Below are 25,972 nucleotides of genomic sequence, written 5' to 3'. Positions count from 1 at the left end.
TGATATTTTAGCTATGAGATGTAATATATTCGTTCCACTCGCCTTATTTTTCAATCTTCTCTTTTTTTGCGCCTGTAATAATAAGGATCTGGACGTATATGTCGAAAATGACAAGTACAGCAATGCTGCCGATTTCATTGGTAACAACTATAATCTGACTTTGTTGTATGCTGCATTGAAGCAGGCCGACTTATTGAATCTGCTCAAAGAGGAGGGGCCATATACCTTGTTCGCGCCCACGAATAAAGCCTTCAATGATCTTGGGATTGTTCGTGCCAGTGATTTCACGAGCATGAAGCGAGATAGCCTGCGCCAGTTATTGCTTTATCATATTTTGCCCCGAAGGTTGTATACCAGTGATGTACCACCAAATACCATCGACAACAAATATGTTAACATGATGGAAAAAGAACTGTTTATCGGTTATAAAACACAGAAAGTGTGTGCGGAATGTAATTTGATTTCGGATTTATATGTCAACGGTTCTAAATCTGTTTCTGCGACACAGAATATTGTATTGGCGAATGGTGTGTTGCATGTCGTCGACAAAGTGCTAAAATATAATCCCACTGTACAGGATGTCTTGAATTCCAAACCTGAGTACAGTTTATTTGTTGCACTGCTCAAACGTACGGGTGATTGGAAGCGTCTGGGAGAGCCCGTCAATACAACTGTTTTTGCACCCGATAACAAGGCTTTTGAGAAGGCCGGATTAACAGCCGATGACATCGTTCATTTGGATCCCGGCAAGTATGGCAAGCGATTGTCGCGTGTTTACCTGTTGTATAACCACTTCTTTCTTTCCGATATGGCGATCTATGGGCAGTTACCGGGTTCAGGCTATTACGGCAGCCCTTATTATCGTGCGCGCATCGTGGGGGATGAATTATATTATTTTGGCATTTCCGCCAATACGCCAATGGAGCCCTTTATTATTCACAGTCAGGCTCCTGAAGCCAATACTCCGCTTCGGATCAGCAATTTTCAGCCGGGTTATCAAACGGATTATAAAGCGGACAATGGTGTTGTTCATGGAATCAACAGCCTGTTGGTATTACCCGAAGAAGCACTGATTAAGGAATCAACTAAGACCAATAAATGATGAAAAGTATTTTAAATCAATATATTACGTTTGCAGTATTTGCTGTCCTGCTCTTATTTTCCGCCTGCAAAAAAACAGAGTTTATGCCTGATGCAGTAGGCGAAGAGATTCCGGCTCCAACCTATCCTTCATTGCTGGAAGGACTGCCGGACAATACGGGTTTGTTTAAAGCGATGTGGCAAAAGGCCGAAATGGATAAGGTCCTTGCAACCGAACAGGCGCAGGCCAAGCTAACCTTTTTGGTACCGGGCAATAATGCCATGGAAACCGCTGGTTATAGTGCTGCAAAAATACAGCAGCTGACAAAAGACTCCTTGCAGACCATATTGCGTTATCATGTACTCAACGGTGCAATCAGTTCCGATCAGCTGGCGACGATAGGGCGGGATTTGACTTTTTTTACCCTATTGAAGCATCCTAAATTTTTGGATGGTGAGCCCCGGGCGGGTACATTGGTTCGGACGGTACCTTATTTTTATCGGCAACAGCTGAGTGTGGAGCAAGGCAATCTGATTATTGATGGAAAGAAATTAAAAATCGGGTCGGAACTCGCCATTGCACAGGGACATGTTTTTGTTATCGAACAGGTGCTTAAAGCACCCCGACAGCAGATGTACGATTTTCTGGTAAAGGATGGGCGTTTTTCCTTGTATTTAAAGGCTATGGAGCTTAACAATATCGAATATGCCAATGATTTTATGATGAATATGTTTCCAGGTTTTGGTTTGCCAGTTCGTTTTATGCTTGATTGGAACTATTATTTCGAAGGGACTTTTCATTATAGTGCTGAGCGGCCTAGAAATGTTATCCATTGCACCCTGTTTGCGCCAACCGATGCTGCTTTCAACCGGATGGGCATTTATACCGAGGCTGATCTGAGGGCGTTGAATGGTCGGATAGAAACCCCATGGTATTATGAAACGAACCAATTGACTCCGGTGGATAGCTTGCTCAAGTACCAGTATATCGGTGGCGCGAGATTGGAGACAGGGTATAATGAAGATTATTCCATGGTTACGGTCGACGTGCAAATGGATCGTTTTCTGAATAATTCAACTATTTTTTCGCAAATGTTGGACAACAAAAAGCTGGCTGAATTTAAGAATATCTACCATCGATTTTACCGTTCAGGCAACCATATTCAGGTTGGACATTTAAAAAGCAAAGAACAGCCTGTGAACATTATCGAGGAAAATATCAATACCATTCAGGGGCCCGTTCACGTTGTCGACCGGATTATCGTACCGGATGATTTTAGCATGTGGCATAAGAAAAAATAGTAGACAACGTGTAAACGATTAGACAAAAAGACATGAAATCAATCAACTATCTATACCTCATTTTAATGATGTTATCCCTTGTGAACTGTTCCAAGGATGCGATAGAACCAAATGCGGAGATCGAAAAGAATACCTTAAACGACCTGGTACGGGACAATTTTGGACTGACCTATCTAGCCACTGCGCTGTATAAAAGCGGGCTGAATAAAATATTGATGCAGGATGGTTCGTATACCTTGCTGGCTCCATCGGATGATGCTTACAAGGTCGCTGGTTATCGGAATCCGGCTGCGGTATATGCCGAACCAGCGGGTAAACTCGCTGAACAGGGGAATTATCATATCCTCAAAAATGTTGTACTATTTACAGGAAAGGATTTAAAAATGAATCAGGAGGAGCAAACGGTATTGGGTACTAAAGTGTATTGGAGCCGGGTGAAGCGCGGCAAAGATACACTGACAACGATCAATGGCGGCCGACTGCTGCAGGCGGATACCAAAGCCGCCAATGGAGTCATGCAGGTGCTTGACCGTTTATTGGTCCCTAATGTGCATAGCAACCTCAAACAAGCGCTGGCGGCAGATGCTGATCTCAGTTTGTTTTATCAGGCTTTAAAGGTTTCGGGCTTATTGGAATCACTGGCGGGTACAGCGAATTATACGGTATTTGCGCTCAACAATGTAGCGATCAAACAACTTGGCTATCCCGATCTAGAGGCCATCGAAAAGGCTGATCCTGCTGTATTAAAAAAGCTCTTGAACTACCATATTGCCAGGGAACGCAAGTTTGCACAGGATTATTTCCTGCTGACACCCGATGGAACAACGAGTTATACCGAAACGATGCTGAATAAAAAGACTGTGACCATTAATTTGCTGGGGCAATACAATGTACCTAATAGTTTTACGGGGATAACAGTTCAAGGCACCGGTAATTCTTGGGCACTGACACCGGTGCGTATGGATGTGCTTGCCGGGAATGGGGTCATCCATGTAATGGGACAGGTGCTCCAACAATAAGGTGACAGACTCTGTGTTATACACTCAGATTTATAAAAAATGTTTACATGAGAACAATCAATCATACAATATATCGTTGGCTAGGAATGCTTATTGCATTGTTTATGCTGCAGTTACAGCCAACAAGGACTTTAGCCCAGGAGACCTCGGGTGCCCTGACAGGCCGGGTACTGGACGGATCGAAAGCGCCAATAGGGGGCGCCTCCATCGAAGCGCTGCATATCCCTTCGGGTACAAAATATACACTGTCAGCAGACAAAGACGGCCGTTTTACGATCAATAATATGCGCATCGGCGGACCTTATCGCGTTAGCGCTACTGCTGTAGGGCTACAGGCAGATATTCGCGAAGATATTTATGTCCGTTTGGGCGGAGCACAGGAAATTGAACTGCTGCTTGAAGTAGCCAACCAACGGATGGCAGAGGTGATTGTCAGCGGTCGGGCAAGGGGGCAGCGGGCGGACAGCTTCGGTGCAGGTAAAAATATTTCGGCTGAGCAGATCCGCAATATGCCCACCGTATCACGTTCGATCACGGATGTGACCCGCCTGACACCACAGGGGAGCCGCGACAATAGTTTTGGCGGCACCAACTTCCGTTACAATAACGTCACCGTGGATGGCGCAATCAATAACGATGCAATCGGCTTTTCGCCTTCTCTGGGTGGGCAGACCGGTACCTCGGGCATGGCCGGGAGCTCGACCCGCACTAACCCGATCTCCATTGATGCGATCCAGGATGTGCAGGTATATCTTGCCCCCTATGACGTCAAGATCGGTAACTTTACGGGTGGTTCCGTGAATGCGGTGACGCGTTCGGGAACCAACAAAATCGAAGGTTCGGTATATGGTTTCGGACGCAATGTGGCACTGACCGGAAAAGACCGTGTAGGGACACTGGGCAAGATGAACAGTGACTTCTACGATTACCAGTCCGGTTTCAGGATCGGTTTCCCGATTATTAAAAATAAACTGTTCTTTTTCAGTAACGAAGAGATCGCGCGCCGGCAGGATCCGACGCAGCTTTTTGTCGGTACCGCTGAAACGGCCCAAATTTTGAGCGCTGCGGACGCCGAAAAAATAAGCACTACAGTTAAAGGCCGCTATGGCGAGGTGTTTGATGCTGGAACTGCTGGATTGTATACAAACTGGAGCAAATCGATCAAGTTCTTCAACCGTGTGGACTGGAATATCAATGCCCGTCATCAGCTGGCGGTGCGGAACAATACCATCCGCAGTTCGGCCACGCACATGGATCGCGACCAGCAGGATTTTCGTTTTTCGAGCATGGCTTTCAAACAGACCAATAACCAGAGTAGCACGGTGGCCGAACTGAAAAGCAGATTCTCCAACAGTCTGTCCGCAAATATAGTGGTCGGTTATACAGTGGTCAACGACCGCCGTGATCCGCTGTCGGATCCGACACTGCCGCAGGTACAGATCCAGGGGCGCACACCGGGAACAACAATCTACATCGGCACGGACCGTGAAGCGAGCATCTTCGATATGCAGCAGCGCACCTGGGAATTTACGGGCAACCTGACCTGGAATACGGGACGCCATAAGCTGTTGTTCGGTACGCACAATGAACTTTACAAAATCCGTTATGGTTTTGTCAACAGCTGGAACGGGCGCGTTGACTACAACAGCATCGAAGATTTTGTTAGCAACAAACCATATCGGGTGCGGGGAAGCTATAATTATAGCAACAATACCCGGGATTATATTTTGGCGCATCCGGCAGCAGACTTTGGAGTAAATATGTACAGCCTCTACATGCAGGATGAAATCCGCATTCATGAGCGGTTGCGAATTACCCCTGGGCTTCGTGCTGACCTGGCCAGCCTGCCAGAGATGCCTGAGCTTGGTGAAAAAGTCAAGCATATCCTTCCGGATCCCAATTTTGGTACAACCTATCAGTATACACCGCTGAGCCGGTTGCACAATGATTTTATGAACCGGATACAATTGTCGCCGCGTGTGGGCTTCCGCTGGGAGATCACGGAAGACCGGAAGCTGGTGCTGCGTGGCGGAGCTGGGCTATTTACGGGTAGAATTCCCTTTGCCTGGCTGGCCTACGCTTATTACAATACGGGCAATAGTTACGGTGCTTTCGACCAGCGGGCAGATCAGAAACCCTTTGCACCGGGCAGCGATGCGATCCGCCCAAGTGAAACTGGCCTGGCCGATTTTATTGCCCAGAACGGCGCTGTTGTGAACGATCCGAACAGTGGAAAAACGCAGGTAGATCTGGTGGATAATGGTTTTACGCTGCCGCAGGTCTTTCGTGGAAGTTTAGGACTTGATTATGAGGCCTCGGGCGACTGGAAGTTTACTCTGGAGGGGATCTATACCAAAAATATCAGCGATGTGTTATTTCAGCAGCTCAATACGGCTGACAACCCGCGCTGGTACGGTTATGACCGCGAACACCGACAGCCGGTATACAGCGGGACCGTAGATAGCCGTTTTTCGAATATCTACCTGCTGAGCAATACGAACCAGGGCTATAAATACAGTGTAACAGGAACGATAGCGAAGAAATATAAGGTGTTCAATGCTACCATGAGCTACACCTATGGTATGTCCAAAGACCTGTCCAACGGAGTGCGCAATTCGATGGAGTCGAACTGGCAGCTCAATCAGTCGCTGATCCCGAACAATCCGGGCCTGGCTTATAGTAATTTTGATATCCGGCATCGGATCGTAGGCAGTGTCGGTTATGATAAACGATGGCATCGTGCCGGCCGGACAAACGCCACACTGTTCTTTTCCGCGCAGTCCGGTTCGCCATTTACTTATGGTATCGTAAACAATAGCATACAGGGCTTACCACAGCAGGTATCGCTGGTCTATATACCTACAGCATCGGAGGCAATTCGATATTTTAAGGATATTGCCGGTGGGCAGACCGCTGCACAGCAGGCGGCTGCTTTCAATGCTTTTATAGATGCCAATGCTTATTTAAGCGGGCGCCGTGGTGATTTTACCGAACGCAACCAAGCCCGTACCCCCTGGAATGTGCAGGCGGACCTGCGGCTGGCGCATGAACTTCCAGTCAACAAAAAGGGACATCTGCTAACCATTTCTGCGGATGTGATGAACTTGACGAACCTGCTGTACGGGAAATGGGGCATCCAGTATTTCTCGCCAAACACGTTCAATTCGACAAGTTCCGTGGGCCTGACGCCGAGCTTGTTTCCGCCACAGCAGAACGAGGGCAACTGGCCGGTCTTTGTGTTCAGTAATCCTGGGACACCTTATAGTATTGATTATTTTAATTCAAGAGCTCAGGTACAGCTCGGCTTGCGCTATTCATTTTAGATCAGGACACAGGATGCGGCATCTGGGGAATTCTCGCTCCAGATGTCCATCTTGCTTAAATAGACAGAAAATTTGGCTACCGGAATAGATAGAAAACAGCATAAACTGCTGATGGAGTGTATAGATAGACTGCTTGAAAGTGAAGCTGACCCACAAGAGTGGCTCAAACGCAAAGCGGAACTGGAAAATGCATTTGGAGAAGTACTCCGTACGATACGACAGGTTGAACAGTCTATCGTGAATTATAAAAATCTGTATGCCGGTATCCGGCCTTTGGCATCCAAAGCACATCGAAGGCGGACGAAGAAACCATCAAAATCTTTTAGAAAAGATTTTGATAAAGACAAGTGACAAAAATTCCATTTTATAGGTATTAGACAATCGATTGCGTGAATAACGCAATCGATTTCGTTTATCCAATACTTTGTTCCCAAAGATTATCCCTCTAATTTAAGGGACTAAACCTGTCAATCGTAAACTGAAAAACTGATTGACACAATAATAACTAACTATTTAATTATGATTTCAAAATTTACAAGTAGCCAAAAGGTAAGCCTACTTGCTATTGCTCTTCTTGTGGCGTCTTCGCAACAGACATTTGCGGCAGATCGGCCAGCTGTATTGATAAATGCCGGGCTTGTCGTTGAACAAAATCCGATTGCAGGTAAGGTCACGGCAGCGGAAGGGCCATTGGTAGGAGCGACGGTTTCGGTGAAGGGTAGCTCGGTATCAACATCAACTGATGCGAAAGGTGCATTTTCAATCAAGGCAAAAACCGGTGATATTTTGGTCGTAAGCAGTGTGGGCTATAAATCCAAAGAAGTGACCGTCAGCGGGAATACGGTTTTCATTCAATTGGAAAGTGACAATTCGGCGTTGGAAGAGGTCGTCGTGGTCGGATTCGCCAAGCAAAAGAAAGTGAATCTAACGGGTGCGGTACAAGCAATTAGTTCAAAAGACTTACAAGATCGTCCCGTGACGAACGTATCATCAGCTATTCAAGGTAAATTTTCAGGTGTAACCATCACGCAGAATTCCGGTCAGCCGGGTAAAGACAATGGTACTATACGCATTCGTGGTCTAGGGACTATCAACAACGCCAATCCTTTGGTGATTGTGGATGGGATCGAAAGTTCGATGAATAATATCAATCCAAATGATATTGAAAGTGTATCCGTATTGAAAGATGGTCCGAGTGCTGCAATCTATGGCTCGAAGGCAGCCAATGGCGTGATTTTAATTACAACAAAAAAAGGCGGTAGTGGCAAACCGCAATTAAATTATACAGGATACGCCGGTATTCAGGATCCAACGCGTCTGCCGGAATATATGAATTCCTATGATCATGCTGTAATCTTAAATGAAGCGCTAAAGAACGAAGGAAAAGATATTCGTTTTTCAGCTCAAGATCTTGAGCTTTTCAAAAATGGCTCCGATCCGGATGGGCATCCCAATACAGATTGGTTAGGTTTGTTGTATAAAGGTTCGGGATTTCAACAGTCCCATAACATGCAGGTAACAGGCGGAACGGAGGATGTACAATATATGGCTTCCGGTGGATACTTGGGCCAGAAAGGTGTGATTAAAGTAGCGAGCTCTGATCGGTATAACTTACGGACTAATGTAGGTGCTAAAGTATCAGAAAGATTGCGCTTTGATCTGGGATTGGCCTATAATTACCAACGGATCACCGAACCGGTAAATCCATATACAGGTGATATGGCGCAGATCTTTAGACAGGTCAATCGGATTCCAAGCTTTATTCCATACAAATATAGCAATGGTGTGTACGGTCGCGGTAGTGATGGTAACCCTATCGCCTGGATGGATATGGAATCGAAAGACAATATGATCTATAAGCATACGCAGGTCAATTTTTCGGGGGAATTTAAAATCTTGGAAGGTTTGAAAATTAAACAAGTCATTGGATTTCAACCCATCGATAATATGTCTTCCAAATTTGTTAAAGAAATTCAATACCAGGATCAAAATGGTGGTCTAGGGCCTAAACAAGGAATGAATAACTTAACAGTCTATAATTTCCAATCGGAGCGGTTAACTTTTCAGACTTTGCTGACTTATGATAAAAAAATTGCTGATCATCAATTTAATGTCTTAGGTGGATTTATGGATGAGACGTTCAAGGCTGACTATTCCAGTGCCTACGCGCAAGGTTTTTTGAATCAAGAATTTCCAGAACTTAATTTAGGAAGCAGAGACGGCATGAAGGTGGATGGCGGTGCAAAGAAATTAATTTTGCGTTCTTTCTTTGGGCGGATCAATTATGCTTTTGCGGATAAATATCTTCTGGAAGCCAATGTAAGACGTGACGGAACCTCGCGTTTCCTGGGAAATAATCGCTGGAGTACCTTCCCTTCGTTTTCGGCAGGATGGCGTATTTCACAGGAAGATTTTTTCAAAGAATCTGCGTTAGCTGATGGAATATCAGAATTGAAATTAAGAGGGGGCTGGGGTAAATTGGGTAATCAGCAGTTGTCTGCAACCTCGGACAATTTATACCCGACGGGCGATGCTTTCTATCCAGGCATATTCACCATTTCTCCTGGATTTAATTATCCGTTTGGGACCAAACCTGTTTCTGGTGGGGCAACCGTACAATCTGCCAATCCGTTATTGCGCTGGGAAGCGACCACAAGCACAAATATCGGTTTGGATCTGAACTTAAAGAATAACTTAGGTTTTGTCTTTGAATATTTTGACCGTCGTACAGACGGTGTATTGCTAAAACTACCTGTATCAGAACTATACGGCCTTCCATCTCCATACCAAAATGCAGGTAAAGTACAAAATAATGGGGTTGAATTACAGATCAATTATCAAAATAGCGTTGGTGACTTTAAATACAGTATTGCTGCCAATGGTTCCTACATCAATAACCAGATTAAAAAATGGGCAAGCGATGAACCACAGGTGAATGGAACATTTTATGTCTATGAACAAGGGAGACCGATCCGTTCGTTTTATGGTTATGAATCTGCTGGAATCTATCGTTCAAATGAAGAGTATAAAAATAGTGGAATAAAGGGTGTAAATGAGGAAATAGGTGCCGGGGATATTATTTACAAAGATCAAAATGGTGATAAGAAAATTGACGGTAATGATCGGGTGTATTTAGGTTCGCCAGATCCAAAATTCATCTTTGGCTTGACGTCAAATATGAGTTATAAAAATTTTGATCTAAGCCTATTTTTCCAAGGTGCAGCCAAAGTGAGTGGCTACCTATGGGGCGAAGCTATCGGTGGCATCTCTGGGTCAGATAAGCCAACAACCATCTATGCGGATCGCTTTAATGCCGAAACAAATCCAAACGGATCTATGCCACGTGCACTGACCAGCTGGGCACAAAACAGCCCATCGGGTACCCCTTCGGACTTCTGGATTCAAAATGCGAGTTACGTACGTTTAAAAAATATCACTTTTGGCTATACGCTACCAAAAACGTTTACAGATAGAATCGGAATCAAGGGCGCAAAACTATATTACAGTGGCCAAAACCTACTGACGTTTACGGGCTTTGCAAAAGGATTTGATCCGGAAGCGCCGGCAGATTCGCGTGGTAATTACTATCCGCAGGTAAAAACAAATGTCTTTGGTCTTAACGTAAACTTTTAATTGTAAATCATGAAACTTAGAAATATAACAATCGCATTGGCTGTAGTTGCATTCATGGCTTCCTGTCAAAAACTTGATCAGGAACCTTTAGATGCTTTTAATGCCGATAATTTTTGGAAAACAGAAGCGGAAGCAGATTTCGCTGTAACTGGTCTGTATAGTGGTACAAGCAATTCGGATGGAAAGATTAACGAGGGATCCGCCTGGGAAGATGGAACACAGATTTTTTATATGGATTGCATCTCGGATAACTCCAACAGCGATTTTCCATGGGAGGGTTTCCAGGCCTTAGGAAATGGTACAGCAACGCCAACAAATTCTGGAAATGCGGAAGCAAGGTATACTTATGAACATATTCGTCGGGCGAACTATATACTAGAGAATATTGACAAAGCTCCTATGGCGACGGAGAAAAGAAAGAAATTGATTGCTGAGGTTCGTGTGATTCGCGCTTATCGATACTTTGATATGGCAACCTTATTTGGCGGAGTGCCAATTATTACTAAAACATTGGCGAAAGAGGATGCTTATGTTCCGGCAAATACTCAAAAAGAGGTGTTGGATTTTGTTGAAAAAGAACTAAAGGAAGCTGCTGCTGATTTAAGCTTTGTAACTGGGGGAACTAGAATGTCCAAGGGGGCTGCCTTGGGTTTATTGGCGCGCTGTTATGCCTTCCAAAAGAGACATCAGGACGTTATTAATACGACACAGGAAATTATTTCTTCAGGAACTTATAAGCTTTTTAAGGACTATGCGACTTTATTTGAAGAGGCAAATGAAAATAATAGTGAAGTAATGATGAACATCGAATATCTAGCGAATGATCAGCCATATACGATGTTGGGCATCATGATACCAAATTCTATGGGAGGCTGGGGATCAATTGTGCCTACCCAAAGTTTAGTTGATGCTTACGAAACGGCTGATGGGAAAACAATCGGAGAGTCGACAAATTATAATCCGGCAAATCCTTATGAAAATAGGGACCCACGTCTAGCAGCAACGATCGTTTATCCGGGAGCATTATATAAAGGAAAGTATTTTGATCCACTAAATCCAGATTCAAAAGATTACCCTTCTGCTGCTGATAATGCTTCCAGTACAGCGTACAATTATAAAAAGTACATCCAAGACCCGAGCAGTTACACGAATATATGGAATGTAGGAACCAATATTATTGTGATGCGTTATGCGGAGATCTTGTTATTAAATACTGAAGCAAAAATTGAGCTGGGCAAGGTTGATAATAGCGTATATGAAAATATCGATCAGGTACGCCAGCGTGCAAAAATGCCAAAAGTGGATAAAGCTGTTTATGCTACACAAAGTAAATTACGCGAACTGGTACGCCGCGAACTGCGTGTGGAACTAGCTGGTGAAGGACGCCGTCGTTTTGACATCATCCGGTGGGGGATTGCCAAAGATGTGATGAACGGTCCGGTAAATGGTGCTTTGTCAAAAGGAACGGTCGATCCCAAAACAGGAAAAGTAACCTACACGTCTTTGACTGACCGCTTTTTCTCCGAGAACAGAACATTCAAAGCCGGAAAAAATGAATTATGGCCAATTCCACAAGCTGTTATCGACAACAGCAAAGGAACCCTGAAACAAAATCCTGGTTACTAATCGCGCAATAAGCACAATGCAGACATAGCGCATTATAACAACGCTCGTTAAAAACGGTTAAGCATTTACAGCTTAACCGTTTTTTTTGAAATAGCACTGCTATTATTTTCGGTCCAGTTCTTTCTTATATGCGCTCGGTGACTGGCCGTATTTCTTTTTAAATGCTGAGGCAAAATAGGAGGCCGAAGAGAAACCGACATGGCTGTAGATCTCATTGATATGGAGTCCGTCAGCCATCAGGCTTTTTGCCTTTTTGAGTCTTCTCTCAACAATATACTCACTGATGCTGCAATCGAGCAACTGTTTGACTTTGCGATACAGCTGTACGCGCGATAAGTTGAGTTCACCGGCGATATCGTCCACGCTCAGCCGCTGATCGGACAGCTTCGATTCGACGATAGCCGAAAAGCTATTGAGAAACCTTCTGTTGCTCTCATTGATGGAATCCGATTGCTGTGCTTCAAATTGCTCGACATTACTACTATATTTTTCTTTAAGCTGATGCCGTGATTGTAGAATATTGGCAATCCTTGCCCGAAGGACTGCGGCATTGAATGGTTTGGTCATGTAGTCATCTGCTTTCAGTAGATTTCCTTCAAGGATGGTCTCTTCGTTCGCTAATGCACTCAAGAGAATGACTGGAATATGGGCTGTTTGGTAAAATGTCTTGATGTCCTTGAGTATATCCAGACCACTGCCGTCAGGGAGCATGATGTCGGTGAGAACCAGATCCGGAAAATGTGTTTTCATCAAAGCGCTGGCCTGCCCCGAATCTCTTGCTAAGAAGAGATTATAATCGTTTTCCAGAATGGATCTGAGGTAATCTCTGATTTCATCGTCATCTTCAACAATCATAATGCTCTTCGATTTATTGGAATGAAAAGAGAGATTCCTATCAGGAGATTTTACTTCAGTATCCAATAACTCGTGTTGCCGGAACACAGGTTTTACATCGGATATAGCCGTTAGGATCTCCTCCTGTTCATAATGGGTATTACCGATAGGCATCCTTAGGGTGAAGATCGAACCATGGCCCAATTTACTGCTGGCCGTGATCTGTCCATGGTGCAGTTCAACAATCTGTTTGACATAGGCCAGGCCAATCCCGGATCCATTACGGCTGCCTGTTCCCTGATAGAAAGGATCAAATATATGCTCGATATCAATCGGTGCTATCCCCAGCCCATTGTCCAGTACGCGCAAATAGAAATAATCTTTGAAACTATTTTCTTCGAGTGAAATTTCAATCCGGCCACTGGTTGCGGTGTGCTTTATGGCATTGGAAAGAAGATTGGAGAGGACCTGTTCCATCAGGTATTCGTCGATCCAGACCTCTTTGAGCATACTTTTATTGATGTAGCTGATTGATATCCTACTTTTTTTGAGCAAGGGTTTAAAGCTGTTGATGACCTGCTGTATAAAAGGATCGATCTGTACCGCCGATACCTGGAGCTTGATTTTCGATTTGCTGATCCGATGGATATCGATCAGGTCGCTGACAAGCCGCTGCAATTTTTTCGCACTTCTTTTGACACGCGACAACTGCTCTCGGACATCTTCGGATAGATCTTTCCGTACTTCGAGCTCCTCGATGGGGGCTAGGATAAGCGTTAACGGGGTTTTAAACTCGTGGGAGATATTGGTGAAAAAATTGTTTTTGATCTCTGCAGCCTGCTGAATCTGGCTGTTCATCTCCACGATCTGCTTTTGCTGGGATAAGATCTCTCCGTTCTGGATTTCGAGATGTTTGTTTTTCTCCCAGTTGCTTTTAATAACGATAATGGAAATGCCCCCAAATACCACGGCGAGCACCAAACTGACAACGAGCACATTGAGGATGGATTTTTGATTTTGGTAAATCCGGTTCTGCTCGGTGATAAATTCCTGCCTTTTGTCTATATCCGCCTGTTGCTGTTGGATCTTTTGTGACTGTAGGGCCAATAGTTCGGCATTTGTCCGGTCGATAACGGCGGTAGCGAGAATGTTTTCGCGTTTATAATGCTGATTGTTAATAATTGCCAGTGCGGTTCGGATGGCTTCAGTTCCACCGGTAGGATAGAGCATAGAGGCGTACATATGACCTTGCATAATCTGCTCAAGACCATTACCCGGTCCGGGAAGCGCATCTACTCCGATGATTTTAATCTCTTTTTGAAGTTGCACCTCGTCCAGGGCCTTTTTTACGCCCATGGCCATCTGATCATTGAAGGTAAAGATAACATCACTTTGTGCCATTTGAGCGATATGTTTGCGCATTTCAGTGTATGCTGTATTCTTTTCCCATCCACCATGGATAATGGCGTTGACCTGCATACCGCTTACGGCTGCTATACTTTGCATAAATCCCTTTTCACGTTCGATTGACGCAGAGGTGCCCGATAATCCGGTCACTAATCCGATCTTTCCTTTACCTTGGAGGATAGTCTGGCTATATTGACCAGCAAGTTTTCCAATGGCCAGGTTGTCGGCCCCAACATAAGCGTTGTATTGGCCTGAAGAGGTTTTACGATCGGTAACAATTACTGGTATTTTGCGCTGGAATACAGAGTCAACAATCGGTGTAAGCGGTTCGGCTTCATTGGGTGAAACTATCAACAGGTCGATACCCTCTTTAGTCAGTTCGCGTATTTGATCAATCTGTTTCGCATTATTGCCCTGGGCATCGCGGTACAAGAACTCAATATCAGGATTAAAGGAGAGTTCCCGTTTCATTTCCTCGAGCATAGTTTGCCGCCATGCGTCATTTCCGATGCACTGTGAAAAAGCAATGACCCGCTTCTTTTTCTGGCTTGCCGATTGACAACCCCATAAAAGCAGCAGGACCAACATGCCATAAACGGTATATTTTCCCATGTTTTTTTCCCCTTTACATTCCGAATATACATTATTTCGTTTTTTTTAGATAATAAGCACCCTGTTAGTGTATTCTTTACACTAAAAACAGATCGATGAAATATGTATCATTTTCTATAAGATATGTCTAAAAACTGAAAGTTTGAAAATTTTGATTTAGCGTAAGTGATTGGTAGGTAAGTATTTGTGCTATTTCTAAAAATGTTACATAAATAAATGTTTTTGCGCTCTCCAAATTTAAGTAACCGTGAAGCTAGGGTTAAATTTGAGTTAATCAATTGTAGATCATAAGATGAACAAAAACACAGTATTAGCTTGGTCTTTTGTAGTAGCATTAGGCGGATTTTTATTTGGCTTTGATACAGCTGTTATTTCAGGCGCTGAAAAAGCCGTGCAGGAGCATTGGCATTTGAGCGAGTTTCAGCATGGGCTTACGATGGCCATTGCATTAATTGGTACGGTCGTTGGTGCAGCATTGGGCGCTTGGCCATCCGATAAACTGGGCCGAAAGAACACATTATTCGTTGTCGCAGCCCTATATTTTATTTCAGCGATCGGAAGTGCGTTGGCCAGTGACTGGACAGTATTTATTCTATTTCGTTTTTTGGGTGGTATTGGCGTCGGTGTATCATCCGTGACAGCACCTATCTATATTTCGGAGATTTCACCCGCAGCTTCACGCGGCAAGCTGGTGGGCCTCTTTCAGTTTAATGTGGTATTGGGCATTCTGATCGCTTATTTATCCAATTACTTTATCGGACAGGGCGGAGAGGAATCCTGGCGCTGGATGCTGGGAGTGCAGTGCTTTCCGTCTTTGCTGTTTTTTGTGCTGATTTTCTTTATTCCAGAAAGTCCCAGATGGTTGTTATTGCACAAGAATAACCTACCTGAAGCGACAAAGATCATGCAGCGAATCAATTCGGAAGGCTACGAACTTGAAATCCAGAAAATTCAAGAATCAAAAGATAAGTTGGCGGGTGAGGGTAAATTATTTATTCGGGAAAATGCCCGGCCAATTTTACTGGCCCTCTGTTTTGCGCTGTTCAATCAGCTTTCGGGTATTAATGCGATTATCTATTACGCACCGCGTGTTTTTGAAATGGCCGGCCTAGGTTCACAGAGCTCCCTGCTTTCGACAGTGGGGATCGGTGTGATCAATTTTATTTTCACGCTGGTGGCCATTAATTTTATAGATAAAATAGGCCGCAAAAAACTAATGCTCGTAGGTTCGATCGGTTTGATCGTATCGCTCGCACTGGTTTCACAGGCTTTCTATACAGGGCAGACAACAGGCTTTGCCATTACGATCTATCTGATGAGTTTTATCGCCTTCTTCGCATTCTCTCAAGGGGCAGTGATCTGGGTATTTATTTCCGAAATTTTTCCCAATGATGTGCGTGCCAAAGGGCAGACATTTGGCAGCTTGACTCATTGGGTAATGGCTGCAATTATTACTTTTTGCTTTCCCGCACTGACAGAGATGGTCGGCGGCGGCGGTACCTTTCTGATCTTTGCGCTATTTATGGTATTGCAGCTTATTTATGTCCTGAAATTTATGCCTGAAACGAAAGGGCGCTCACTGGAGGATATGGGGCAGACAATCAATCTGCATTAAAATACTGCTATTATAGATCTAATCACTTCGGTGAACAAATAAAGATGACAATGAAAAATCTGAATAAATCAATACAGGGAGTTTGTTTCGGAGAAGTTCTTTGGGATAATCTGCCAACCGGAAAGAAATTGGGCGGTGCTCCGCTAAATGTTGCTTATCATCTCAATAAGCTGGGTGTTGTTATACAGATGCTGACCCGTATCGGAAGAGATGAAAATGGTAAAGAATTGCTGGCAGTATGTCAACAGTTGGGAGTTCCGACCACATTTTTTCAGTATGATGACAGCTTACCAACCTCCACGGTTGAAGTGTCGATTGATGCAGACCGTAATGTGCAATACGACATTGTATATCCTGTGGCATGGGACAAAATTGAAGTAGGACCAGCCGTACTGGAAGCGGTTTCCAAAGCGGATTTTTTGGTGTATGGCAGTCTGGCCTGTCGCGATGATGTGAGCTTCCAAAGTCTGTTGACCTTGTTAAAGGTAGCCTCCTTTCGGGTGATGGACGTTAATTTGCGCGCTCCTTTTTTCGATCCGCATCGCTTGCATGAATTATTGCGTTATGCGGATCTCGTTAAAATGAATGCGGAGGAATTGCATATCATTGCCGAATGGAGCGGTGCGCCGGCAACCTATACCGACCAGCAGCGGGTGGATCTGCTGTTGGATTGCTTTGTTATTCAGGAAGCTATTGTTACCTATGGCGCGGCTGGAGCAGTGTACCATCATAAAAAAGCAAATATCAGTTATCATTTTCCTGCATTGAAAGTACAGGTGGAAGATACCATCGGAAGTGGTGATTCGTTTTTAGCGGCTTTTTTGACCAAACGCTTTCAGATGGCAGAAGGGATCGCCTTGGAGGAGGTGCTTGAGTTTGCGGCTACCTTAAGTGGTTTTGTGACACAGAGCAGGGGGGCATGTCCCGCTTATAATGAAGCGGATATCAACCGCTTCCATTGGCTGAACCCCATCTTCCGCGATAACGAACAGAAGATGAAGCTATAGCTGCCTGTACCGCAAAGAGGGAAAATGCGGTATAGGCAAAAAGAGGAAAAATAATCTAATTAATAATCTACTTATAATAACCAATTATGTTTACAAGACAGCAAGCTATGTTGCTTCCGTCTTTGGCTCTCTTTTCGGTTGTTGCTTTTGCGCAGCAGACAGAAATCCGGGGGCGGATCACGGACAGTGCGACAGCAACCCCAGTTGTGGGGGCATCGTTGATGGTCAAGGGAACCAGCCAGGCAACAAAGACAAATGAAAAAGGGGAATTTGTGCTGCAGTTATCCGGCAGTAACGGTACCTTGGAAATCTCCAATGTTGGCTACGAATCCCAAACGATACTTTTGGGGAACAGAAAGTTTTTGGATATCCGGCTGGTCAGTACCGAAAAAGGACTTGATGAGGTGGTTGTCACGGGTTATCAGCGCGAGCGTAAGAAGGATCTGACCGGTGCCGTCAGCGTCGTGAATGTAACCGAAATGATGAAAGCTCCGGAAAATAATCCGATGAAAGCCCTTCAGGGCCGCGTAGCGGGCATGACGGTGACTTCCGATGGTAGCCCAAGCGGTGCGGCCACAGTACGCATGCGCGGTATCAGTTCGATCAACAGCAGCCAGGATCCGCTCTATGTCATCGATGGTATACCTACACAAGGGGGCATGCATGAGCTCAATTCCAATGATATCGAAAGTATTCAGGTGCTAAAAGACGCCTCTTCAGCAAGTATATATGGTTCGCGTGCGGCAAATGGCGTTATTGTGATTACAACAAAAAGAGGAAAACTTGGTGCTCCAAAACTTACGGTAGATGCCTATGTGACCAGCACGCATTTTAATAATCGCATGAAAGTGCTCAATGCACAGCAATATGGTCAGGCACTATGGCGGGCGACAATCAATAGTGGCGGTAATCCGAACAGCAATAATATCGGCTATCAATTTGAATGGAATAATGATGCCAATGGTCTGCCACAGCTTAACAATGTGTCTGTATCGAAATATATTGATCGCGAACATACCATGTATGCAGCGGATACCGATTGGTTTGATGAAGTATCTAAACCGGGCTTGCTTCAATCGTACAATGCAACCTTGAGTTCGGCGACAGAAAAGTCAAGCTCTTATTTTTCTTTGGGTTATCTGGACAATAGTGGAACACTGCGGTATACCGATTTCCGACGTATATCGGCCCGGATGAATGCCGATTATAAACTGTTTGACGGGAAACTCATCGTCGGCGAGAATTTTACGGTAAACAACACGGGCGAGGTACAGGTGCCCGGAGATGTGCTCGATCTATCGTTGAAGGCATTACCGATCATACCGGTACATACCGTAGACGGAATAGGCTGGGGCGGACCTGCCCTAGGAATGAATGACCGTCATAATCCAATGCGCCTGTTGCATGATAACAGAAATAATAAATACAATTACTGGCGCTTATTTGGAAATGCTTACGCTGATTTGCAGCTGATCAAAGACCTGCACCTGCGCACGAGTTACGGTATAGATTACAGCAATTTCTACAAACGCAACCTCGAAGTTTCCTATCGTTCGGGTTTTATGAGCAGCAGTAGAAGCGCTGTGAATATGGAACAGACCCAAGGATTAAAGTGGACCTGGTCGAATACTGCGACGTATAGAAAAGAGATTGAAAAACATACCATAGATCTACTGGCTGGTATAGAAATGAATCGTCAGAACGACATCAATTTTAACGCATATACAGCCGGGGATGGTGCATTTTCCATTGAAACACCGGAATATATGTGGCCCGGGGTAAGTACGGGGACGGCTGCTGTGGGCGGTGGCTCTACCGGATTTTCACTCCTTTCCTATTTTGGAAAGGCTAACTACGCCTACGATGAACGCTACCTGGCCTCCTTCACCGTGAGACATGATGGTTCTTCCCGTTTTGGGAAAAACAATCGCTTTGCCACTTTTCCGGCGGTAACGGCTGGATGGCGGATTTCATCCGAAGGTTTTATGGCCGGTACTAAAGACTTTATCACTGATCTTAAACTGCGTGCAGGCTGGGGGCAGACCGGTAACCAGGGGATCGGCAATCTGGCAACCTATGCTCTTTACGTTCCTGAATATGGCGTCGGCGATCCTACATGGAATATTGTGGATGGTACCGCTTATGATCTTTCGGGCGCAGGAACAGGGACGCTTCCTTCAGGATACCGAAAAATCCAAACTGAAAATAACGACCTAAAGTGGGAAACAACGACACAGACCAATATCGGTCTGGACTTTACGCTATTTGGCCAAAGCCTTTACGGATCCGTAGACTGGTATATTAAAGCGACAAAAGATATGCTGATCAATCCGGCTTATATCGGCGTGTTAGGTGAGGGTGGTTACCGCTGGGCCAATGGAGCTTCCATGGAAAATAAGGGTCTGGATGTTACCGCGGGTTACCGCAATAAGACTTCTTTTGGGCTGGATTATGATATAACTGCTGTCCTTTCGTCGTATAAAAATAAGGTAACCCACCTGCCTGAAGCCGTGGAAAACTCTTACGGAGGCCGTCAGGGTGATAATATTATCGGCCGACCATTGGGTTCATTTTATGGTTATGTAACAGATGGCATCTTTCAGAATCAAAAGGAAGTTGACGATCACGTCAATCAGGCCGGTAAAGGTATTGGCCGTTTGCGTTATGTCAACGTGTATGCTGCTGATCAGCAGATCACGGACATGGACCGCACTTGGATCGGCAACCCGCATCCTGATTTTTCTTATAGTTTGAATATTGCCTTGAAATACAGCCGATTTGATCTGTCGGCCTATTTTCAGGGGGTGCAGGGGATAGATGTTGAAAACTGGCTGAAAAAGCAGACTGATTTCTGGAGTGTCGATGATGTAAATTCCAATAAAGGTGTACGTCTGCTCAATGCCTGGACACCACAGAATCCCACTTCGACCATCCCAGCTTTGCAGACAACAAACAATAATGATGAAGGACGTCTATCCAATTACTTTATAGAAAATGGATCATATATGAAACTTCGCAACCTGTCTCTTGGCTATACTTTGCCAACGGCTACAGCTTCCCGTTTGCGGATGAGCCGCTTACGCGTGTATGTGACCGGACAGAACCTGTTTACGGCAAAATCGAAGAATTTCACAGGTGTGGATCCCGAGAATGTAGGCTGGGGATACCCGATTCCGACGACATGGACTGCAGGTGTAAATATCGGCTTTTAATAGTGGGATCGAATAGAAGGGATCGAAAACCTTAAAGGATAAGAAGCGGAACCAAAACAATAAATCCATGGAAATATAGACTATTAAAAAATAGAATTCCAATGAAAAAAATAACCAATAAAATAGCGATAATGATGGTACTTGCCGGTATGCTGTCCGGATGTACCAAGTTCTTGGACCAGACACCGAATGGCGTTCTGAGCTCCGATCAGGTCAAGGAACCGGAACGATTACTCACAGCCACCTATGCAGCTTTAGGCAATGACCATTATGATGTGCCTTTTAGCTTATGGCCCTATAGTACGGTACGGTCCGATGACGCCTATAAAGGCGGTTCGGGACCACAGGATATCCAGACATTTCATTTTTTGGAAGTGTCCAGCAATATGATGACCAATTTCGCAGAAATAGATAAGTTGTGGTTTCAGTTGTACGTAGCGATTTCGCGTGCCAATACGACAATAAAAACAATTCAGGAAATGGACAATTTCGAGGGTAAAGAAGGCAAATTGGCCGAGGCAAAATTCCTGAGAGGCCATTTTTATTTCATGCTCAAAACGCTTTTTAAGTATGTCCCTTATATCGATGAAACTGTACCAGTAGATAGTTATGAAACCGTATCGAACAGGGCATTGAATAATGACATGCTCTGGCAAAAGATTGTTGACGATTTTCAATATGCAGTAGACCATTTGCCTGCTGTACAAGCTGAAGTCGGCCGTGCCAACCGGATTGCCGCAGCAGCCTATCTGGCGAAAACATACCTGTACAAAGCCTATCGCCAGGACAACGAAGAACGGCATACCGTAACCGGGATCAATTCGGGCGATCTCGAAAAAGTCTTACAAAATACAGAGATCGTACTTGCCTCGAACCATGCCCTTGAAGCAGATTTTGCATTCAACTTTCTGCCCGGAAAATATGAGAATGGTACGGAAGCCCTCTTTTCCATCCAGTTTTCAAAAGATGACGGGACAAAATTCGGACGTGTGAATTTCTCGGATCTGCTTTCTGTACCAATGGGCTTGGGCTGTTGTGATTTCAACAAACCCAGCCAGAACCTCGTGAATGCATTCCGCACAACAGGAAAGGGTGTGCCACTCGATAATTACAATAGCTTGAATGCCTTCAATGCATCAGAAAAATATGATCCAAGGTTATTCCATACGGTGGCAATTCCAGGGCTTCCTTACAAATATAACAGCAAACGTATCTATGAGGAGAGCTGGAACCGTAATCCTGCGGATTATTCGGTGTATGCTTCGTTGAAGGAGAATGTTGATCCGGATTGCGATTGCTTTGTCCCAATGGCTCCATTCTTTGCAAATACAAAAAACCGTATTGTCTTGCGTGTTGCTGACGTCATATTGATGCGCGCGGAGGCGCTGATTGAACTGCACCGGTCGGCCGAAGCATTACCACTGATCAACCAGGTACGTTTGCGTGCAAAAAATAGCGCTTCAATGACCGGTTATGCTACGGATAAGATGCTGATAGAAACCTATAAAAATGGGGAGAACATCATATGGAACGAGGAAAACGCCCGTAAGGCTTTGCGATGGGAACGTCGCCTGGAGCTGGCGATGGAAAACGGCCGCTTCTTTGACCTGGTCAGATGGGGAATAGCGGATAAGAATATGAATGCATATTATGAAACTGAGAAATCACGTCGTTCTTATTACGCATCAGCTCATTTTACAGCAGATAAGAATGAATATCTGCCTATCCCGGAAGCGCAGATAAGACTGAGTAAGTACCTCTACAAACAGAATCCGGGATATTAACTAACACAATAACCAATTTATACCAATGGGAACATTAAAATATATCGGATTGGGGCTTATCCTGCTGTTTATAGGCTTGTTTGCAGCCTGTAAACAAGATGTTGGAAACTCGCTTGACCTAAACGCAGCTGTAGATCTCATGTCATTTAAGGTTGGCGCTGCGGTAGGAACCATAGCTTAGCAAAAAGGTACCTAACGAGGGTATTAAGATATTTCAAATGAAAACTAACTTACATTTATTTCCGGCATTATGCTTTATGGTACTACTGACGAGCTGTAAGAGCGGGGAGCAGACTTTACCTGTCGACAACCCTGAGGATACGGTTTCAGTAGATCGGTCTACCTCCTGTACTTCGGTGCAGGAAGGTGGCCCGTTTCAGACTTTCTATAAGCCACAGCAAGGATTTGTCGGTGATCCCATGCCGTATTATAATGCCGATGACAAAAAGTACTATCTGTTTTATCTATACGAAAATGCCAATCGCCATCCAATTTATGTAACCAAAACCAGCGACTATGCTACATTTGAGGGGTTTACCGGAATTTTGTCTGCCGGAACTACCGGAAGTCAGGACGAATGGATAGGAACAGGTAGTTTTATTAAAAAAGATCAAACCTACTACTGTTTTTATACCGGTCATAATGGTAATCTGGATCCAGCCGAAAAAGTGATGGTTGCGACATCAACAGATTTGCTGAACTGGACGAAGCAGCCAGCACCGACAATACAGGCTGTAGCTGGCTATGATCAGCATAATTTTCGTGATCCACAAGTATACTGGGATGAGAGCCGGGGCAGTTATGTGATGCTCGTTACCACCCGTAAGGACGGTAAAGGGGCAATAGCACGATATGTATCGGCGGATCTCAACAGCTGGTCTGCCATAACACCTATGCTGGCTACAGTTGCACCCACCGTAGGGAAATATGAGATTGAAACGGATGCTGAAATACTGGAATGTCCTGATATCTTTAAAATAGGTGATAAATGGTATTTAACATTTTCACGGATCAATCGGGATGAGCACCGAAAGACTTTTTATCGTATCGCGGATTCGCCTGATGGCCCCTGGAAGATCTGTCGTGATGCAGATGGCCATCATGAAACTTTCGACGGCTTATATCTATATGCGGGCAAGACTGCCACGGACGGAACAACACGCTATCTCTCAGGTTGGTGTTCAACAGGCCAAACAGTGAATAGCAACAATGAACTACCCTGGTCAGGCAGTTTGATCTCGCATAAGTTAGTTCAGGGACCTACAGGAAGACTGTATCCAGCCATTCCTGTGGCAGTCAACGACAAGTTTAACAAGGAAGTGGTTTTTGAAAAACTGAATGCCGTCGGAAACGTCGCTGAAAACAATAAAAAATATAGTATAACGGCACAGTCTGGAGCGAGAAGTTACGCGCGATTCAACCGAAATACAAGCGCAGTTAAAATATCACTAACAATAGATGCTTCTCAATCCAACCATTTCGGTTTTTCCTTTGGCGCCTGCGACGATCCGTCGGAACAGTATAGCATTGCCTTTGACCTGACAGCCACAAACCGTTGGAACATGCCTTCGCTTTTTATGAACCGGGAAAGTGATGCCGGGGGAACAGGCGGTAAAACAGAACTTAATTTTACCCCGCTGATTGTGCCTGCCGATAAGGTTTTTGATGTGAAAATTGTCATAGAGAAATCGATCTGTGTGGTCTATGTGAATAATAATGTTGCTTTTACCAATCGGATCTATAAAATGGATCAAAATCCCTGGACTATTTATGCCGATCAGGGAACAATTAAAGTCAATGCGATGAAAATCGAAAAATCATAAGAATTATCATTATTTTAAGAACTCAGGTGAAATGGGATAAATAATATTAAACTAATTAAGCTATGAATAGAATAAAGAAATACGGAACAGTCATGCTTTTTGCGGGTATGCTGAGCTCAGCTTTTGCGCAGGTAGGACAGCAGGGCAGCAATGACCAGCTGGAAAGATACCGGCCGAGCTACCATTTTACACCCAAACAGGGTTGGATGAATGATCCCAATGGCATGGTATATCTCAATGGAAATTATCACCTCTTTTTTCAGCATAACCCTGAAAAATCAGTTTGGGGGCCTATGCACTGGGGGCACGCTATCAGCAAAGATCTGATTCATTGGGACGAGCAAAAAATTGCTTTGTATCCCGATAGTTTGGGGACGATCTTTTCGGGAAGTGCGGTGATTGATAAAAATAATACCGCTGGTTTTGGAAAGGGGGCGATGGTCGCTATTTTTACGCACCACAATCATCAGGAAGAAGACCGGAAAACCGGTCTGCACCAAAATCAGAGTTTGGCATATAGCCTGGATCAGGGCGCAACCTGGACCAAATACAAAGGTAACCCAGTGCTACCAAATCCCGGGATTTGGGATTTTCGGGATCCCAAGGTGATGTGGTTCGAAAAATCAAAAAGCTGGATTATGACGCTGGCAACCAAAGATTGCATTACCTTTTATTCGTCCAAAAACTTAAAAGAGTGGAAAAAGGAGAGCGAATTCGGCAAGGAAGTGGGCGCACATGGCGGAGTCTGGGAATGTCCTGACCTGATTCCAATGAAATACAAAGGGGAGACGAAATGGGTACTATTGGTGAGCATCAATCCGGGAGGTCCCAATGGTGGTTCGGTGACACAGTATTTTGTAGGTGATTTTGATGGGCATCAATTTCAGCCGGCAGACACATCAATTAAATGGTTAGATTGGGGACCTGATAACTATGCGGGAGTAACCTGGAGTAATCTCGGCGCGCGGCAGCTGATGATCGGCTGGATGAGTAATTGGCAATATGCCAATGTGGTGCCGACGACACGTTGGCGTTCATCTTCCACAATTCCGCGTGATCTAGCTTTGCAAAAAGTAGATCAGAAATATTATGTGAGCAGCTCAGCGGCACCGGAGTTGGCCAAAGCATTTCGGCCGGTAAAAAAATATCGGGCAAATCAATCCAAAGAGCTCAGTATACAGGAACAGTTGCCGCAAGCTTTTCGGTTGGACATCAATAAGTTAAAACAACAGAATTTTAAGGTGATTTTGTCAAATACTATTGGAAATGAGCTTGTTGTAGGGTATGACAAAGATCAAAAAGCATATTATATTGACCGCTCAAAATCCGGAGAAATTGCTTTCAATGCCGATTTCCCAAAAACAAGTACGGCGAAAAGATTATCCAATAATGAATCATTATCCTTAAGTCTATATATTGACGTTAGTTCTGTAGAGCTCTTTGCTGATGGTGGATTAACGGCAATGACCGGCTTGTTTTTTCCGCAGGAGCCAATGACCCGGCTACGTATTGTAGGAGAGGATAACTTAATCTTCCAGGATATAGACATCGCGGCATTTAAGGATAAATAAGCGTTGTAACCTAATGAGCCTTTCTGCGTAATCAGAAAGGCTCTCAGAAAATAGTGTATAGGAAACGTTTCATAAAATGATTTGAATTATTGCGCTGAAGTCGCTAACTTCATGTTGAAATAAT

General features: G+C 44.5%; 15 protein-coding genes. 14 read left to right on the top strand and 1 reads right to left on the bottom strand.

What is annotated here, in order from left to right:
* Window positions 1–13: 13 nt before the first annotated feature.
* From ABDW32_RS15585 to ABDW32_RS15555, 7 genes are all read left to right on the top strand, one after another.
* Window positions 14–1,102 carry a fasciclin domain-containing protein gene (locus ABDW32_RS15585; RefSeq protein ID WP_343563975.1) on the top strand — a complete coding sequence of 363 codons (1,089 nt, stop codon included), beginning with the start codon at window positions 14–16 and terminating at the stop codon, window positions 1,100–1,102.
* Window positions 1,099–2,382, top strand: a complete 1,284-nt coding sequence (locus ABDW32_RS15580) for a fasciclin domain-containing protein (protein WP_343563973.1) — start codon at window positions 1,099–1,101, stop codon at window positions 2,380–2,382. The genes ABDW32_RS15585 and ABDW32_RS15580 overlap by 4 nt, the downstream gene beginning before the upstream one ends.
* Before the next feature lie 32 nt (window positions 2,383–2,414).
* Window positions 2,415–3,401 carry a fasciclin domain-containing protein gene (locus tag ABDW32_RS15575; RefSeq protein ID WP_343563971.1) on the top strand — a complete coding sequence of 329 codons (987 nt, stop codon included), beginning with the start codon at window positions 2,415–2,417 and terminating at the stop codon, window positions 3,399–3,401.
* Between the two features lie 47 nt (window positions 3,402–3,448).
* Complete coding sequence (locus tag ABDW32_RS15570; protein ID WP_343563969.1) at window positions 3,449–6,724, top strand: carboxypeptidase regulatory-like domain-containing protein; 3,276 nt, start codon at window positions 3,449–3,451, stop codon at window positions 6,722–6,724.
* Between the two features lie 72 nt (window positions 6,725–6,796).
* Entirely contained in the window at window positions 6,797–7,075 is a 279-nt protein-coding gene (locus ABDW32_RS15565) for a hypothetical protein (RefSeq protein ID WP_343563967.1), read from the top strand.
* A gap of 168 nt (window positions 7,076–7,243) precedes the next feature.
* A complete protein-coding gene (locus ABDW32_RS15560; RefSeq protein WP_343563965.1) occupies window positions 7,244–10,357 on the top strand; it encodes a TonB-dependent receptor in 3,114 nt (1,037 codons plus the stop codon).
* A gap of 9 nt (window positions 10,358–10,366) precedes the next feature.
* Window positions 10,367–11,983, top strand: coding sequence for a RagB/SusD family nutrient uptake outer membrane protein (locus ABDW32_RS15555; protein WP_343563963.1), 1,617 nt, complete (start codon window positions 10,367–10,369; stop codon window positions 11,981–11,983).
* 102 nt (window positions 11,984–12,085) lie between these two features.
* On the opposite strand, the gene ABDW32_RS15550 is transcribed toward ABDW32_RS15555, so the two are convergent.
* Window positions 12,086–14,836, bottom strand: a complete 2,751-nt coding sequence (locus tag ABDW32_RS15550) for a substrate-binding domain-containing protein (RefSeq protein WP_343563961.1) — start codon at window positions 14,834–14,836, stop codon at window positions 12,086–12,088.
* A 292-nt stretch (window positions 14,837–15,128) separates the two neighbouring features.
* Here ABDW32_RS15550 and ABDW32_RS15545 point away from each other — a divergent pair, with 292 nt between their 5' ends.
* The 7 genes from ABDW32_RS15545 to ABDW32_RS15515 all read left to right on the top strand — a co-directional run bounded on the left by ABDW32_RS15545 (window position 15,129) and on the right by ABDW32_RS15515 (window position 25,848).
* A complete protein-coding gene (locus tag ABDW32_RS15545) occupies window positions 15,129–16,451 on the top strand; it encodes a sugar porter family MFS transporter (RefSeq protein ID WP_077438434.1) in 1,323 nt (440 codons plus the stop codon).
* Window positions 16,452–16,501: 50 nt separating this feature from the next.
* Entirely contained in the window at window positions 16,502–17,458 is a 957-nt protein-coding gene (locus tag ABDW32_RS15540) for a carbohydrate kinase (protein ID WP_343563957.1), read from the top strand.
* A gap of 86 nt (window positions 17,459–17,544) precedes the next feature.
* Window positions 17,545–20,670, top strand: a complete 3,126-nt coding sequence (locus tag ABDW32_RS15535) for a TonB-dependent receptor (protein WP_343563955.1) — start codon at window positions 17,545–17,547, stop codon at window positions 20,668–20,670.
* A gap of 101 nt (window positions 20,671–20,771) precedes the next feature.
* Window positions 20,772–22,454 (top strand): RagB/SusD family nutrient uptake outer membrane protein, encoded by a 1,683-nt coding sequence (locus ABDW32_RS15530; protein ID WP_343563954.1) that lies wholly within the window; start codon window positions 20,772–20,774, stop codon window positions 22,452–22,454.
* A 25-nt stretch (window positions 22,455–22,479) separates the two neighbouring features.
* Window positions 22,480–22,635, top strand: coding sequence for a hypothetical protein (locus tag ABDW32_RS15525; RefSeq protein WP_343563952.1), 156 nt, complete (start codon window positions 22,480–22,482; stop codon window positions 22,633–22,635).
* A gap of 37 nt (window positions 22,636–22,672) precedes the next feature.
* Window positions 22,673–24,277 (top strand): glycoside hydrolase family 32 protein, encoded by a 1,605-nt coding sequence (locus tag ABDW32_RS15520; protein ID WP_343563950.1) that lies wholly within the window; start codon window positions 22,673–22,675, stop codon window positions 24,275–24,277.
* Window positions 24,278–24,339: 62 nt separating this feature from the next.
* Window positions 24,340–25,848 carry a glycoside hydrolase family 32 protein gene (locus tag ABDW32_RS15515; RefSeq protein ID WP_343563949.1) on the top strand — a complete coding sequence of 503 codons (1,509 nt, stop codon included), beginning with the start codon at window positions 24,340–24,342 and terminating at the stop codon, window positions 25,846–25,848.
* The last annotated feature ends 124 nt before the right edge of the window (window positions 25,849–25,972 follow it).

The sequence above is a fragment of the Sphingobacterium sp. genome, from assembly GCF_039596235.1.
GTDB lineage: Bacteria > Bacteroidota > Bacteroidia > Sphingobacteriales > Sphingobacteriaceae > Sphingobacterium.
Note: the sequence above shows the minus strand (reverse complement) of the source record. Positions and strands in the feature narration are given on the sequence as shown.